The following is a 15,249-nucleotide window of genomic DNA, read 5'->3' as shown; positions in this document are numbered from 1 at the left end:
ATGATTCAGCTAGGGGGTGTGGTTCAGCTGCGGGTGGGCTGGCCGGCGCGCACGCCCTCGGCCAGCGAGGCGGCCACGGTGGCGACCGCACGGACGCCCTCGGCCGGGCTGGAGGCCGATGCCAGGGCCCGCACGAAGGCCGACCCGACAATCACTCCGTCGGCGAAACCGGAAACCTGGGTGGCCTGTTCGGCGGTGGAGACACCCAGGCCGACGCACAGCGGCAGGTCGGTGGCGGCGCGCGTGCGGTGCACCAGGACCTCGGCGGCGTCGTTCACGCTGGAGCGGACGCCGGTGACACCCATGGTGGAGGCGACGTAGACGAAGCCCCGGCAGGCGGCGGCGGTCATCGCCAGGCGGCCGTCGGTGGAGCTGGGCGCGACCAGGAAGATCCGGTCCAGACCGTGCTCGTCGGAGGCCTCGATCCACTCACCGGCCTCTTCGGGGATCAGGTCGGGGGTGATCAGGCCCGCTCCCCCGGCGTTCGCCAGGTCGGTGGCCATCCGCGCGACGCCGTAGCGGTCGACGAGGTTCCAGTAGGACATCAGCAGCGCGGGAGCGCCGGCCTGGGCCACTGCCTCGGCGGCGACGATCGCGTCCTTCGGCCGCGCGCCGGCGGCCAGGGAGGCCTCGACGGCGTGCTGGATGACCGGGCCGTCCATCAGCGGGTCGCTGTACGGCACGCCGATCTCGACGATGTCGACACCGGCCCCGACCATGGCCACCATCGCCGCTACCGAGGTCTCGTGGTCGGGGAAACCCACGGGCAGGTAACCGATCAGGGCCGCCCGGCCCTCGGCCCGCGCGGCGGCGAGGACCGACGAAACGCTGCTCACAGTTCTTCCTTCAGCTCATCGGTGGCCACCACGCGCTCGGCCTCGGAGGCGACCAGGTCGGGCGCCGAGACCAGCCCGAACCAGCGGGCCGCGGTGTCCACGTCCTTGTCGCCCCGGCCGGAGAGGTTGACCAGCACGATGCCGCCCTCGCCGAGCCGCTTGCCCTCACGCAGGGCGCCGGCCAGGGCGTGGGAGCTCTCGATCGCCGGGATGATGCCCTCGGTGCGGCACAGGAGCTGGAACGCCTCCATCGCCTGGGTGTCGGTGACCGGTTCGTACCGGGCCCGGCCGGACTCGGCCAGCCAGGCGTGCTCCGGGCCGACGCCCGGGTAGTCCAGACCGGCCGAGATCGAGTGACTCTCGATCGTCTGGCCGTCCTCGTTCTGCAGGATGAAGGTCCGGTTGCCGTGCAGCACGCCGGCCACGCCCCCGGTGATCGAGCTGGCGTGACGCCCGGTCTCGACCCCGTCGCCGCCCGCCTCGAGCCCGAGCAGTTCCACCTCGGGGTCGTCGAGGAAGGCGTGGAAGATGCCGATCGCGTTGGAGCCGCCACCGACGCAGGCCGTGACCACGTCGGGCAGCCGGCCGGTCAGCTCGAGCACCTGCTCCCGGGCCTCCTCGCCGATGATCCGGTGGAACTCACGGACCATGGTGGGGAACGGGTGCGGGCCGGCGACCGTGCCGAGCAGGTAGTGGGTGGTGTCGACGTTCGTCACCCAGTCGCGCATCGCCTCGTTGATCGCATCCTTCAGGGTGCGCGAGCCGGCGGTGACCGGGACCACCTCGGCGCCGAGCAGGCGCATCCGGGCGACGTTGAGTGCCTGTCGCCGGGTGTCCTCCTCGCCCATGTAGATCACGCACTCGAGGTCCATCAGCGCGGCGGCGGTGGCCGTGGCCACGCCGTGCTGACCGGCCCCGGTCTCGGCGATCACCCGGGTCTTGCCCATGCGCCTGGTCAGCAGGGCCTGCCCGAGCACATTGTTGATCTTGTGTGAACCGGTGTGGTTCAGGTCTTCCCGCTTCAGCAGGATCCGGGCGCCGCCCGCGTGCTTCGCGAAGCGGGGAGCCTCGGTGAGGATGCTCGGCCGGCCGGAGTAGGTGCGGTGCAGGTGGTCGAGCTCGGCGATGAACGCCGGGTCGACCACCGCGGCACCGAACGCCGCGTCGAGTTCGTCCAGGGCGGCCACGAGGGCCTCCGGCACGAACCGGCCACCGAAACGGCCGAAGTACGGGCCGACGGCGTCACGCAGCCGGGCGGAGGTGGGCTGAGAGTCCGTCATCGCTTTCAGTTCTGTTCGAAGGGGTGACCGGGCAGGGGGTCAGGAGCGCCCGGCCCGCAGGGCGGGGTGGGATCCGGCGGCGACCAGGTCGGCGACGGCACCCCGGGGGTTGTTGCCGACCACGAGGCTCTCGCCGACCAGCACCGCGTGGGCGCCGGAGCGGGCGTAGTCGAGCACGTCGTGCGGACCCCGCACCCCGGACTCGGCGACCCGGACGATGCCGCTGGGGATCTTCGGCGCGAGCTTGGCGAACGTGTTGCGGTCCACCTCGAGGGTCTTCAGGTTGCGGGCGTTGACGCCCATCACCCGGGCGCCGGCGTCGACCGCACGCTGCACCTCTTCCTCGTCGTGCACCTCGACCAGGGCGGTCATGCCGACCGAGTGCACCCGCTCGACCAGCGAGACCAGGGCCTCCTGCTCGAGCGCGGCGACGATCAGCAGGATCGCGTCGGCACCGGTGGCCCGGGCCTCCCACACCTGGTAGCTGGTGAACACGAAGTCCTTGCGCAGCACCGGCACGTCGACCGCGGCGCGCACGCTGGCCAGGTCTTCGAGGCTGCCGCCGAAGCGATGCTTCTCGGTGAGCACGCTGATGACGGAGGCGCCACCGGACTCGTACTCGGTGGCCAGGCCGGCCGGGTCACCGATCTCGGCCAGGGAACCCTTGCTCGGACTCGACCGTTTCACCTCGGCGATCACCTTGACGGTGTCGCCGTGGCGCAGGACCGACTCCGCCGGTTTGGCCGAGGGCAGTTGCGCGGCCCGTTCCTGGAGCTTCTCCAGGGGTGTGGTGGCCTGGCGTTCTTCCAGGTCAGCTTTAACCCCGACGAGGATCTGATCGAGCACAGTCACACAAGGCTCCCTCGTCACGCGGCGGTGTCAACCCGTCGATGGTACCTATTCCCGGAGGGTGCTCCGGCCCCTACCGTCCGCCAGGACCCGCAGGTCCCGTCTGGTATGGACCGTTTCGCCCAGGCCCTTCAGCGACCGATCCGTCGCCGGACCGGTCACGGAGCGAGGAACTCCCATCCGGGAATGTTCCGCAGCACCCCGAAGAGGATAAGGCCGAGAACGACCGCGACCGGCCCCCAGGGCCGGACACCCGCACGTAAGCGCCCTTTCGCGTCACCTGTGAGCAGGGTTTTCGTGCTTGAGGACGAGGTTCCCGGCGCGGTCGGGCCGGTGCCGGTGAAGTGGGTGCCGGCGAGACGGGTGCCGGTGGGGTGGGTGACCCGGCGGTCGGTGCCCGGCCGGGCACGACGCCGGAACCAGCGCACCCAGAGCACGACGACGACCGGGATCGCGAGGGTCACCAGCAGGTTCGAGGACAGGGCGGCCGGAACATCGCCATGGGTCAGGTCGTGCACCGCCCGCAGGCCGCCGCAGCCGGGGCAGTACACGCCGAACAGCGCGCGGAACGGGCAGCCGGGGTAGTGACCGGGACGGTTCGGGTCGACGGCCGCCAGGTAGCCGGTGGCGGCGCCCAGAACGGCGGCGACGGCCAGCGGGCGCATCAGGGGCCGGGAGGGCCGCAGGGGCCGCTCCGGTGCGCTCACGGGCCGTCGCACGGCGTTCACGGTCGGGTCACGGGCACCGCTCGCCTCGGAACCGTCTCTTGGCACCGCTCGACCCGCCGCGGTTCAGCACTGCTCGACACGGATCGACTCAGACCCGGATCACGACGGTCTTGGCGGCCATGTCGTGCCAGCCCTGCCGGCGGCCGCTGGAGTCGAAGAACGGCGAGAGGTACACGACGATCTGGCCGATCCCGCAGAAAAGGCTGCCCGCGAAGGGGATCAGCCAGCGCAGGAGGGCCGGGACCCAGCCGGGTACCTGACCGTCCTCGATCTTCACGACCCGCACGCCGAGCACCATTTTGCCGACCGTGGCACCCCGGGTGGCGATCATGGTCACCTGGTAGACGAGCGGGATCAGGAAGGCGATGGCGTAGGCCAGCAGGACCACGACCGTCTCGCCCGCACTGGTGGCGCCCGAGGCCGAACCAGAGCCCACGCTGTCGTCACCCGACCAGAGTGCGAGGCCCATGAGCACGAACAGGATGGCGAAGACCACGGACAGCAGCAGCCCGTCGATGAGCTGCGCGGCGAGGCGACGGCCCATCGTGGCGAACTCGATGTTCGCCGGGATGTTGCTCGCGTTGTTCTGCATCGGGTTGCCGTACTGCCCGTAGACGGGCGGCTGGCCGTACGGGTTGGAGCCGTAGGCGCCCGGCTGCTGGCCGTACTGACCCGGCTGCCCGTACTGACCCGGCTGCTGCTGGCCGTACTGGCCGGGCTGCTGGCCGTACGGGGGCTGGTGCCCGGGCGCACCGTATTCGGGCTGACCCGGCTGCTGGGACTGGCCGTACTGGTCCTGCCCGTACTGGTCCTGCCCGTACGCGGGCTGGCCGTACTGCCCGGGCTCACTCTGCCCGGACTGGTTCTGACCGTACTGGCCCGGGCCGGGCGAGTTCTGCCCGTACTGGGGCTGACCGTTCTGGCCGGGCTGGTTCTGGCCGGGCTGGTACTGGCCCGGCTGTTCGGGGCCCGGCTGGTTCTGCCCGTACTGCGGCGGCTGGCCGTACCCCGGCTGCTGCCCGGCGGGCTGCCCCCCGTGCTGCTCCGGCTGGCCGTGCTGCCCCGGCTGGCCCTGCTGGCCGTACTGCCCCGGCTGGCCTTGCTGTTCCGGGTTGCCGGATTCGCCGTTGTTCGGGTCGCGCGGCGGATTCGAGCCGTACTCGGACATCGTCACCTCATCGTCGGTGCGGGCCTACCTGGCCCCGGTCGACACGCAGGTTACCGGCGGGTCGGCCCGGGTCGTCCACCGGCGGGTGACCGCCCTCCTCCGAGGAGGAGGGCCCGGACCGCCTGCCCGTCACTGCTCTGTCGCCAGGTCTTCTCCCCGGCCAACGTCAGCGGTCGGCCGGAGGTGCCCACCGGGCCCGATCCGGCCCGGCGTCTCAGTGGCCGGAGTGAGGCTGTGCGCCGAACCCCATCGCCCCGAGAACCTTGCCGGCCACGGGACCGACCACGACGGCGATGACCATGCCGACGATGAACAGCCACAGGTACTCGTTGATGCCGAAGCCGACCGCGATGGTCGCCAGCAGCGAACCGATCAGCACGACCACGACCGCGACCCAGGCCGCAACCGAGTGACCGTGGCCGTACGGGTCGTGGAAGTCCTGCTCCGCAGGCTTCGGGTGTTGTTCCTTGGTGCCCGCCATGACGTCCCCTTTCAGACGGCCCACATTCTGTCAGCTCTCTTCAGCTCGGGCCGGTAGGGACGATATCGGTTCGCCTCCACCGAGTCGCGGCGCACCCCGTTCGGGCGAGCCGCGACCTTCGGCCGGCTGGTCGCCCTGGCCGTCGGAGGTGCCGTCGGAGGTGCCGTCCGAGGTGAGGTCCGAGGTGAGGTCCGAGGTGAGGTCCTCGCCGCGGTTCTGGGCGTCCCAGACATCCGCCGAGCTGGACCAGCCACCGGCGGCCGGGGCACCGGCGGCGGCCGGCGGCGTGGTGGTCCTCGCGCCCTGACGCTCGAACCGGCGTCCGCCGACCGGCCACGACCGGCTGCCCACGACCCCGAGCAGACCGGCCAGCGCGATCACGACCGCACCGGCCACGTGGATCCAGCCCCAGCCGTTCAGGCTGACGTTCAGGTCGAAGCTCTCGGCCAGGTCGCCACCGAGGCTGAGGGTGTCGCGCAGCGCGGCGGAGGCCGCGCCCTGCGGGTCGCCCATCGTGCGCACCCCGCTGACCGCCAGCGCGACCCCGCAGACCAGCACGCCGACCGGGATCACGAACCGCGCCAGGCGCCCGGCGATGGTCAGGACCAGGGAGGCGGCCGCGACCGCGACCGCGACGGCCGTCCCGGCGGGGGCGGCCTGGCCACCGGTGATGTCGATGTCCCCGAAGGTGGCCAGCGCGGTGACGTTCACGGTGCCCCAGGGACGCGATCCCCCCAGCAGCACCAGACCGGCACCGAGCAGTCCGAGCAGCACGACCGTGCGCCGGCCGGTCAGGGCCCGGGGCCCGCCCGGGCCCTTCGGGGTGACCGATCCGGGGACCTCCGGAAGCTGGACCGAACTCATGCGGGCGTCCCGTCGTCCTCAATCGTGGTTCCGACCGGCCGGACCGTGGCGGCCACGTGGACGGCGCGCAGGACGGCGGCCGCCTTGTTGCGGCACTCCTCGTCCTCCTTCTGCGCCACCGAGTCGGCCACGATGCCCGCGCCGGCCTGCACGTGGGCCACGCCCTCGCGCAGCAGGGCGGTGCGGATGGCGATCGCGAAGTCCATGTCGCCGGCCACGTCGAGGTAGCCCACCACCCCGCCGTAGATGCCGCGGGTGACCGGTTCCAGCTCGTCGATCAGCTGCATGGCGCGGGGTTTCGGGGCCCCGGAGAGCGTGCCGGCGGGGAAGGTGGCACGCAGCACGTCGAACGCGGTGCGGCCCGGCGCGAGCTCGCCCTCGACCGTGGAGACCAGGTGCATGACGTGGCTGTAGCGCTCGACCTCCATGAAGTCGACCACCTCGACGGTGCCCGCGGCGCAGACCTTGCCCAGGTCGTTGCGGGCCAGGTCGACGAGCATCAGGTGCTCGGCGCGCTCCTTGGTGTCGGCGAGCAGCTCCACGGCCAGGTCGTTGTCCTCGCTCGCGGTGGCCCCGCGCGGGCGGGTACCGGCGATCGGGTGGGTGATCGCGCGCCCGCCGGTGACCTTCACCAGGGCCTCGGGGCTGGAGCCGACCACGGCCAGCTCCCGGCCCGCGGAGTCCTCGGTCCGGTAGAGGTACATGTACGGGCTGGGGTTGGACGCGCGCAGCACCCGGTAGACGTCGATCGCGTCGGCCGGGCAGTCCAGGTCGAAGCGCTGCGAGATGACCACCTGGAACACCTCGCCGTCGACGATGGCGCGCTGGCCCGCCGCCACGGCGTCCAGGTAGTCCTCGCGGCGGGTGCGCTCACGGGGCTGGACCTTCTTCGGCGCCGGCTGGTGCACCGCCACGGTGCTGGGGGCGGGCTCGGCGAGCTGGCGGGTCATCCGGTCCAGGCGCGCGACGGCGTCGGCGTGGGCCTCGTCCACCCGCTCGTCGGTGCCGTCGTAGTTCACCGCGTTGGCGATGAGCATCAGCGTGCCGTCGGTGTGATCGAGAACGGCCAGGTCGGTGGCCAGGCTCATGGCCAGCTCCGGCACCTCGAGCTCGTCCTTCGGCGCGTTGGGCAGCTTCTCCCAGCGGCGCACGGCCTCCCAGCCCACGTAGCCGACCATGCCGCCGGTCAGCGGCGGCAGCCCGGGCAGGCGCGGGGCCCGCAGCGCCTCGACCGTGTCGCGCAGCGCGACCAGCGGGTCGCCGCCGGTCGGGACCCCGGCCGGCGGGTCACCGATCCAGTGCGCCACGCCGTCCCTCGACGTCAGCGTCGCCCGGCTGGCCGCGCCGACGATGCTGTAGCGCGACCAGACACCGCCGTGCTCGGCCGACTCCAGCAGGAAGGTGCCGGAACGGTCGCCGGCCAGCTTGCGGTACACGCCGATCGGGGTCTCGCCGTCGGCCAGGAACCGCCGCACCACCGGGATCACCCGGCGGTCGGCGGCCAGGCGCCGGAACCCGTCCAGGTCCGGCCAGGTGCCACCGAAACCCAGATCGGTGGGGACGTCGGTGGGGCGCTCGCTCGTGGCGGTCACGCGGGTGACTCCTCGTTCTGGGAAGAATGCGGGGCGGAGTTCTGGGAGGTGTTCGGGGTGAGGACCGGTCCGGTGACGACCTCGAGCCGGTCGGCGTCGAAGCAGGTGCGGTCACCGGTGTGGCAGGCGGCACCGACCTGGTCGACCGTGACGAGCAGCGCGTCACCGTCGCAGTCCAGTGCCACCGCCTTGACCCACTGCACGTGCCCGGAGGTGTCGCCCTTGCGCCAGTACTCCTGGCGGCTGCGGCTCCAGAACGTCACCCGGCCGCTGGTCAGGGTGCGGTGCAGGGCCTCGTCGTCCATCCAGCCGACCATGAGCAGCTCGCGGGTGTCCCACTGCTGCACGACGGCGCAGACCAGGCCGTCGGGGTTGCGGGTCAGGCGGGCGGCGAGGCCGGGGTCCAGCGGCGAGTTCTCAGCCGGTTTCTCAGGGGTCGCACTCACCCGGCCAATACTGGCACCGCTCCCGGGGCAGCCTGTGCCGCCCCACCCGAGGTGCCCTGACCGGGCCCGGAAGACCGACCGGGAGGTTGCGATTTGGTCGCGGAACCACCGGTGCACAGTCTTTTCACATCCCGTTGACGTGCGTGGAGGCATCCGTTCACTGAATGATGTCGGGATGCCCACCTTGCTGCACATCGGTGCCCCGAAAACGGGGACGACCGCCATTCAGGCATCCCTGGAGGATCTCAAGCACCGCACCGAGGGTGGACTGGAGACGTACGGGCTGAGCATGCCCGGCACCCCGTTCGAGCAGGCCAAGGGGGCACTCGCCGCGCTCGGTCAGGGCACGGGCTGGCAGGCCAGTGACAATCCGGTGAAGGACCGCCACTGGCAGCGGCTGCTGGTGCAGGTCGAGGCGGCGCCGGGACTACGGTTCGTGTCCAGCGAGTACCTGTGCGAGGCGTCGGAGGAGTCGGCGCAGCGGATCGTGGACGACCTGCGCGAGCACAGTGGGGGCGACGGGGTGCGCGTGGTGCTCACGCTGCGCCCGCTGACCCGGATCATGCCCTCGGCGTGGCAGCAGTACCTGAAGAGCGGTCACCAGCTCCCCTACCCCAAGTGGTGCCGGGCGATGCTCTCGTCCCCGCCGAAACGTGGCGTGACGCCCTCGTTCTGGCGCCGCCACGACCAGGGCGCGGTGCTGCGGCGGTGGGCCGCCGCAGTGGGTCCGCGGAACGTCACCGCGGTGGTCCTGGACCCGGCCGACCGCGGTCTGCTGATGCGCACCTTCGACGGCCTGCTGGGTCTGCCCGTGGGCACCCTGACCGGTGGCGCGGGTGGACGGCAGAACCGGTCGATGTCCGCGGCCGAGACCGAGCTGTTCCGGCGGCTCAACGTGCAGCTGCGCGAACGCGACTTCCCGTGGAAGGACTACGCCGACCTGATCCGTTACGGCTCCGTCCTGCGCACGGTCGAGCTGATGCCCTCCGGGGACGGCCCCGCCGTGCGCACCCCGGACTGGGCCGTGGACCGCGCCGTCGAACTGGCCACCGGGTACCAGGAGACCATCGGCGAGCTGGAGAAGGCCGGGATGACGGTGATCGGCGACCCCGCCCTGCTGACCGAGGCCTACCCCGGCGCCGACGAGGAACGGCCCGCCCCCGACCTGGTCCCGATGGACACCGCCGTGCAGGCCATCCTCGGCGTCGTGTCCCGCTCCAGCACCGGCAACGCGTTCTTCCCGGACGAGGTGGCCCAGGGCCTCGGCGAGCAGGAGGGCCTGCCCGGCTCGCAGCGCACGGAGAAGGAGATCGTCCGGATAGAGGACCTGTCCTCCCGCGAGATCAGTGAGGTCCTGGCCACCCGGCTACGCAAGGGCGTGCGCAAGCAGTACCGCACGCAGAGCCGCCGGATCCGGCGCATCGCCGCCCGGGGCACGCTGACACCGCAGCAGAAGGTCGAGGCGCTGGAGCCACTGGAGGAAGATCCATCCACCCGGTCCACGACCGGTCACGGCACCGATCAATTCGGATGATTCCTGGCGGGCGCGGCGGCACCGCACCGCGCACCCGCCACCTCCGCGTGACGGTGGCCCGCTTCATCCCTTCGCCGGCCGAGAGGTCTGGCTGCGCCAGGACGCGTACATGCGCTGGTAGGGCTCGCAGCGTTTCAGCAGGTCGGCGTGGGGACCGGCGTCGGCGACCTCACCCTTGTCGACCACCACGACCAGGTCGGCGGCCTCGGCCGTGCTGAGGCGGTGGGCGATGGTGACGGAGGTGCGGCCGCGGGTGACGCCGTCGAGGGCGGCCTGCAGCTTCACCTCGGTGGCCGGGTCGACGGCGGACGTGGCCTCGTCGAGCACCAGCAGGTCGGGATCGGCCAGGTAGGCACGGGCCAGGGCCAGCAGCTGCCGCTCCCCCGCCGACAGCGACTCGCCGCGCTGCCCGACCGGGGTGTCCAGGCCCCGCGGCAGACCCTGCGCCCAGTCCAGCAGACCGAGCTCCCGCAGCGCGCCCTCCACCTGCTCCCGGGTGGCACCCTCGCTGCCCCAGGCGATGTTGTCGGCCAGGCTCAGGTCGAAGAGGAACCCCTCCTGCGGCACCATCACCACCCGCGAGCGCAGGTTGGCGAAGGCGATGCGGCGCAGGTCCTCCCCGTCCAGGAGCACGCGCCCGCCGGCCGGGTCCATCAGGCGGGTGAGCAGTTTCGCCAGGGTGGTCTTGCCCGAGCCGGTCTCGCCGACCACCGCGACGCGGGCCCGGGGCGGGATGCTCAGGCTGACGTCGCGCAGCACCGGATCGCCGTCCGGGTAGGCGAAGGTGACGTGCTCGAACTCCACGCCGATCGGGCCGCGCGGCAGGCTCACGCCCTCCTCGCCCGGGTCGACGATGTCGGCCGGGGTGTCGAGCACGCCGATCACGCGGCGCCAGCCGGCCGCGGCGTTCTGCAGCTCGTTCAGCACCTCGGTACCCATCTGCACCGGCGTGGTGAACAGCTGCACCAGGAACAGCACGGCCAGCAGCTCGCCCAGGGTGAGGCCGCCGTCCACGCCGAGGGCCGTACCGGCCACCACGACCGCCGCGACCACCAGGCCGGACATCAGTACGCCACCGGTGAACGAGACCGCCACCAGCATCTGCGCCCGCACGGCCGAGTGCCGGTGGGCCTCGATCGCCGTGTCGATACGCCGCTGCGTGCGGGTCTGCACCGCGTAGGCGCGGATCGTGTCGGCACCGACCACGGCCTCCGAGATCGAGCCCAGCATCTCGCCGACCCGCTCGCGCACGGTGCCGTAGGCCACGGACACCCGGCGCTGGATCGGCCGGACGATGATGAACAGCGGCAGGAAGCAGGCCCAGACCAGCAGGGTGAGCTGCCAGGAGTAGACGGCCATCACGATCGTGGCGATGAGCAGCTGACCGGCCGACAGCACCAGCAGCAGGCCGCCCCACTGCACGAACGTCGAGATGGTGTCGACGTCACTGGTGACGCGGGCGACCAGGGCGCCTCGGCGCTCGGTGTTCTGGGTCAGCACCGACAGGTCGTGGATGTGCCGGAACGCCTTCACCCGTAGCGTCGCCAGCCCGGCCTCGGTGGCCTGGAAGAGCCGCACGTTGCTCACGTACGAGGCCACCGCGGTCAGCAGGACGGCCCCGGCGACCACCCCCACCAGCCGCAGCACCAGGCCCAGCCGCACGCCGTCGTCACCCGAGATGCCGGAGTCGATGGTCTGCTGCACGGCGATCGGCACGAGGATCCGGCCGCAGGTCGCAACCAGTGCCAGCAGCAGCGTCAGCCAGACACCCCGCACCAGTTCCGGGGAGATCTCCGCACCACGCCGCAGCACCTGCCAGGCGCCCAGGCGGTTACCGGTCAGGCCGGGCCGGCGGGCCGGGGCCGCGTCGGTGGCAGCGTCGGTGGTGCCGGTGTCCGTGTCTGTCATCGCGCTCATCGCCGTGTCATCCCCGTGAGGTCGTCCAGGTCTTCGTCGAGGCGTTCAGCCGGGTCGTCCGGCCGGTCACCCGTCGCCGGGCCGGGTTCCGGTTCCTCGTCGTCCTGGTGGTCGTAGGCCGTGACGAGCCGCCGGTAGCCCTCGCTGCGGACCAGGAGCTCGGCATGCGTGCCGCGGTCGGCGATGCGGCCGTTCTCCAGGTAGGCCACCTCGTCGGCCAGGGCGATCGTGGCGCGGCGGTAGGCGATCACCACGACCGTGACCGAGGGCCCGGCCGGCGAGGACGGAGCGTCGGACAGGCTGTCGAGACCGCTCAGGATCTCCGCCTCGATCCGCGGGTCGATGGCCGAGGTGGCGTCGTCGAGCACGAGCAGGCGGGGCCGGCGCACCAGGGCCCGGGCGAGCGCGAGCCGCTGCCGCTGCCCTCCGGACAGGTCGGCGCCCCGCTCCCCGATGACCGTGTCGAGACCGTGCGGCAGGTGCCGCACGAAGGCCTCGGCCCGGGCCACCCCGAGCGCCCGCCACACGTCGTCGTCGCCGAAGCGGGTATCGCCCAGCGTGACGTTGTCGCGCACGGTGTCGTTGAAGACGAACGTGCCCTGCGGCACCAGCGCGGCCAGCTCGGCGACCCCACCGGCCCGCAGCTCACGCACGTCGGTGCCGTCCAGGCGGATCTCGCCCTTGGCCGGGTCGACCAGCCGCACCAGCAGGGTGGCCAGCGTGGACTTGCCCGAGCCGGTCGGCCCGACCAGGGCCAGCGTGCTGCCCGGGCGCACGCTCAGGTCGACGTCGTGCAGCACCTCGTAGCGCTCGCCGTCGTTGTCCAGGTAGGCGTAGGCGACCTCGGACAGCTCCACGCCGACCGCACCGCCCGGGGCCGGGGTGACGTCGCCGTAGGGCATCGTGTCGGTCTCGGCCAGCACGGCGCTGGTGCGCTCCCAGCCGACCACGGTGCGCGGGATCTCGCCCAGCACCCAGCCCATCGAGCGCAGCGGGAACGCGACCAGGCTGAGCAGGTACGCGACCTGGACCACGTCACCGGTCGCGATGGCCCCCGAGCGCACCCGCCAGGCCCCGACCGCGAGCACGGTCAGGGTGCCGAGGGTGGGAATGGCCTCCATCAGCGGGTCGAAGGCCGCACGCAGCCGCCCGGCCCGCACGTTCGCCACCCGCAGCCGGTCGGCGTAGACGGCGAACCGCTCGGTCTCGGAGGCCTCCCGGCCCAGGCTCTTCACCACGGCCGCGGCCTCGAGGCTCTCGTGCGCGACCGAGGAGACCTCGCCGCGCTCGGCCTGGGCCCGCGTCACCGCCGGCGACATGTAGCGCTGGTAGACGGTGTTGAGCAGCACCACCCAGGGCAGCACCAGCAGGCCGACCGCGCCCAGCACCGGGTCGGCCACGAGCATGGCGGCGGCCGCGACGATCAGCATGACGATGACACCGATGGCCATCGGCAGCGGGGCGAACACCTGCCAGGTGGCCTCGACGTCGGCGTTCGCGTTGGACAGCAGCACCCCGGCCGGGTGGCGGTGGTGCCACTCCAGCGGCAGGCGCAGGTACTGCCGGGTGAGCAGGCGCCGGTACCGCGCCTGCAGGCGGAACGAGGTGAGCCCGGCCGCGACCCGGCGCCCGACCACCCCGACGGCCGTCAGCGCCGCCACCCCGGCCAGCACCAGGCCGGTGGTGAGCAGGTCGTGCCCGCTGATGCTGCCCGCCTCGAAGGCGGGCGTCAGCACGTGGTCGGTGAGGCGGCCCAGCACCCAGCCGCCACCGGCCGTGCCCGCGCCGTAGAGCGCCGACATCACCACCGCCACCGAGAAGATGGCCGGCTCCTGCCGGATACCGATGCCGATCACGCGCAGACCACGCAACAGCGTGCTCGGCTCCCGATCGGCCCGTGCGACCCGCTTCACCACGCGGGTACCTCCTGTCAACGCTCACGCAACGATCGTGGGCAGGGATGTGCCCTGACCACGAGAGAACCCGGCCGCCCACCCGCGTCCCCACGCACAGGAACGTTAGGCGGCACCACCGACAGAATCGGACGGTGATGTCACCCGCCAGAACGGGCGCAACGTCACCTCGTCAGTAACTTCCCCCTGTGTCAAGGTGAGCGCATGCCCTCGCATTCCGCAGCAGAACGTCAGGCTCTCGCCGACGCCCTGGCCGGGGCCGGCCCCGGCGCCCCCACCCTCTGTGCCGGCTGGACGACCACCGACCTGGCCGTGCACCTCGTCCTGCGGGAAGGGCGCCCGCACGTGCGCCTGGCCGGCTCGATCGGACCGGCCAAGAACTGGGCGGCCCGTCAGGAGCAGGAGACCGCGGCCCGTCCCTACGAAGACCTGGTGACGACCGTGCGCAACGGCCCGCCCCGCAGGTCACCGATGGCCCTGCCCGGTGCGGACTCCCTCGCCAACCTGCTGGAGCATTTCGTGCACTGCGAGGACGTGCGCCGCGCGGCCCCGGACTGGGAGCCGCGGGCCCTGCCCGGTGACCGGCAGGCCGCCATCTGGAAGAACGTGACCAGCCCGTTCGGCAAGCTGATGGTGCGCAAGGCCGCGATGCCGGTGAGCGTTCAGGTGCCCGGCGGCGAACCGGTGGCCCTGAAGGCCAAGGGCGAGGGCACCACGGTCACCCTGGTCGGTGAGCCCGGCGAGATCGCGATGTACCTGTTCGGGCGCAAGGAGCACGCCCGGGTCGAGTTCGTCGGTGACCCGCAGGCGGTCGCGCGGTTCCGCGAGACGCCGATGCGGACCTGACTGGTCAGGACACGGATCAGCGGACGGGTACCCCGCCCGCCCGCAGCTCGTCCTTGACCTGGCCGATCGTGAGCTGCTGGAAGTGGAAGACACTGGCCGCGAGCACGGCGTCAGCCCCGGCGGCCACGGCCGGCGGGAAGTGCTCGACGGCGCCGGCTCCGCCACTGGCGATCAGCGGCACGCCGACCTCCTCGCGCACCAGGCGCAGCAGTTCCAGGTCGAAGCCGGCCTTGGTACCGTCGGCGTCCATCGAGTTCAGCAGGATCTCCCCGGCCCCCAGCTCGGCGCCGCGCGCGGCCCAGTCGACCGCGTCGATGCCGGTACCGCGGCGGCCACCGTGCGTGGTCACCTCGAACCCGGAGGCGGTGTGCGTGCCGGGCGGACAGCGCCGGGCGTCGACCGACAGGGTCAGCACCTGCGCCCCGAACCGGTGCGCGACCTCGGCGATCAGCTCGGGCCGCTGGATCGCGGCCGTGTTCACCCCGACCTTGTCGGCGCCCGCGCGCAACAGCTTGTCGACGTCGTCGACCGAGCGCACGCCGCCCCCGACCGTGAGCGGGATGAAGATCTGCTCGGCGGTGCGGGAGACCACGTCGTACATCGTCTCGCGACCCGAGGACGAGGCGGTGACGTCGAGGAACGTCAGCTCGTCGGCGCCCTCGGCGTCGTACCGGGCGGCGAGCTCGACCGGGTCACCGGCGTCCCGCAGACCCTCGAAGTTGACGCCCTTGACGACGCGCCCGGCGTCGACGTCCAGACAGGGGATGACTCGCACGGCAACCGGCACAGGTCACA

At 72.3% G+C, this 15,249-nt stretch carries 14 protein-coding genes; 2 read left to right on the top strand and 12 right to left on the bottom strand.

Annotated elements, in window-relative coordinates; translation table 11 throughout:
- Positions 1-23: 23 nt before the first annotated feature.
- From trpA to hisI, 9 genes are all read right to left on the bottom strand, one after another.
- A complete protein-coding gene (trpA, locus tag LR393_RS04075) occupies positions 24-836 on the bottom strand; it encodes a tryptophan synthase subunit alpha (protein WP_231481621.1) in 813 nt (270 codons plus the stop codon).
- Complete coding sequence (gene trpB, locus LR393_RS04070; RefSeq protein WP_231481620.1) at positions 833-2,116, bottom strand: tryptophan synthase subunit beta; 1,284 nt, start codon at positions 2,114-2,116, stop codon at positions 833-835. Before trpB ends, trpA begins: the two co-directional genes overlap by 4 nt.
- A 39-nt stretch (positions 2,117-2,155) precedes the next feature.
- Complete coding sequence (gene trpC / locus LR393_RS04065; RefSeq protein WP_231481619.1) at positions 2,156-2,968, bottom strand: indole-3-glycerol phosphate synthase TrpC; 813 nt, start codon at positions 2,966-2,968, stop codon at positions 2,156-2,158.
- A gap of 155 nt (positions 2,969-3,123) precedes the next feature.
- Complete coding sequence (locus tag LR393_RS04060; protein ID WP_231481618.1) at positions 3,124-3,684, bottom strand: DUF2752 domain-containing protein; 561 nt, start codon at positions 3,682-3,684, stop codon at positions 3,124-3,126.
- A 97-nt stretch (positions 3,685-3,781) separates the two neighbouring features.
- A complete protein-coding gene (locus tag LR393_RS34965; RefSeq protein ID WP_269326606.1) occupies positions 3,782-4,861 on the bottom strand; it encodes an RDD family protein in 1,080 nt (359 codons plus the stop codon).
- A gap of 214 nt (positions 4,862-5,075) precedes the next feature.
- Positions 5,076-5,342, bottom strand: coding sequence for an HGxxPAAW family protein (locus LR393_RS04045; protein ID WP_231481617.1), 267 nt, complete (start codon positions 5,340-5,342; stop codon positions 5,076-5,078).
- A gap of 30 nt (positions 5,343-5,372) precedes the next feature.
- Positions 5,373-6,206 (bottom strand): Trp biosynthesis-associated membrane protein, encoded by an 834-nt coding sequence (locus tag LR393_RS04040; protein WP_231481616.1) that lies wholly within the window; start codon positions 6,204-6,206, stop codon positions 5,373-5,375.
- Positions 6,203-7,798 carry an anthranilate synthase component I gene (locus LR393_RS04035; RefSeq protein ID WP_231481615.1) on the bottom strand — a complete coding sequence of 532 codons (1,596 nt, stop codon included), beginning with the start codon at positions 7,796-7,798 and terminating at the stop codon, positions 6,203-6,205. Before LR393_RS04035 ends, LR393_RS04040 begins: the two co-directional genes overlap by 4 nt.
- Positions 7,795-8,244 (bottom strand): phosphoribosyl-AMP cyclohydrolase, encoded by a 450-nt coding sequence (gene hisI, locus LR393_RS04030; protein ID WP_231481614.1) that lies wholly within the window; start codon positions 8,242-8,244, stop codon positions 7,795-7,797. The genes LR393_RS04035 and hisI overlap by 4 nt, the downstream gene beginning before the upstream one ends.
- Before the next feature lie 175 nt (positions 8,245-8,419).
- On the opposite strand from hisI, the gene LR393_RS04025 reads away from it, so the two are divergent.
- Positions 8,420-9,778, top strand: coding sequence for a hypothetical protein (locus LR393_RS04025; protein WP_231481613.1), 1,359 nt, complete (start codon positions 8,420-8,422; stop codon positions 9,776-9,778).
- A 63-nt stretch (positions 9,779-9,841) separates the two neighbouring features.
- Here the strand turns inward: LR393_RS04025 and LR393_RS04020 are convergent, their stop codons facing one another.
- Entirely contained in the window at positions 9,842-11,695 is a 1,854-nt protein-coding gene (locus LR393_RS04020) for an ABC transporter ATP-binding protein (protein WP_345718879.1), read from the bottom strand.
- Positions 11,692-13,611, bottom strand: coding sequence for an ABC transporter ATP-binding protein (locus tag LR393_RS04015; RefSeq protein WP_231481611.1), 1,920 nt, complete (start codon positions 13,609-13,611; stop codon positions 11,692-11,694). The genes LR393_RS04020 and LR393_RS04015 overlap by 4 nt, the downstream gene beginning before the upstream one ends.
- Positions 13,612-13,812: 201 nt before the next feature.
- On the opposite strand from LR393_RS04015, the gene LR393_RS04010 reads away from it, so the two are divergent.
- The gene (locus LR393_RS04010) at positions 13,813-14,454 is read left to right on the top strand and encodes a TIGR03085 family metal-binding protein (RefSeq protein ID WP_231481610.1); all 642 of its coding nucleotides are present in this window, start codon (positions 13,813-13,815) and stop codon (positions 14,452-14,454) included.
- Between the two features lie 16 nt (positions 14,455-14,470).
- Here the strand turns inward: LR393_RS04010 and hisF are convergent, their stop codons facing one another.
- Positions 14,471-15,241, bottom strand: coding sequence for an imidazole glycerol phosphate synthase subunit HisF (hisF, locus tag LR393_RS04005; protein WP_231481609.1), 771 nt, complete (start codon positions 15,239-15,241; stop codon positions 14,471-14,473).
- Positions 15,242-15,249 lie beyond the last annotated feature (8 nt).

It is taken from the genome of Kineosporia mesophila (assembly GCF_021129235.1).
GTDB lineage: Bacteria > Actinomycetota > Actinomycetes > Actinomycetales > Kineosporiaceae > Kineosporia > Kineosporia mesophila.
The sequence above is the reverse complement of the archived record's forward strand: the minus strand, read 5'-3'. Positions and strand labels throughout refer to the sequence as shown.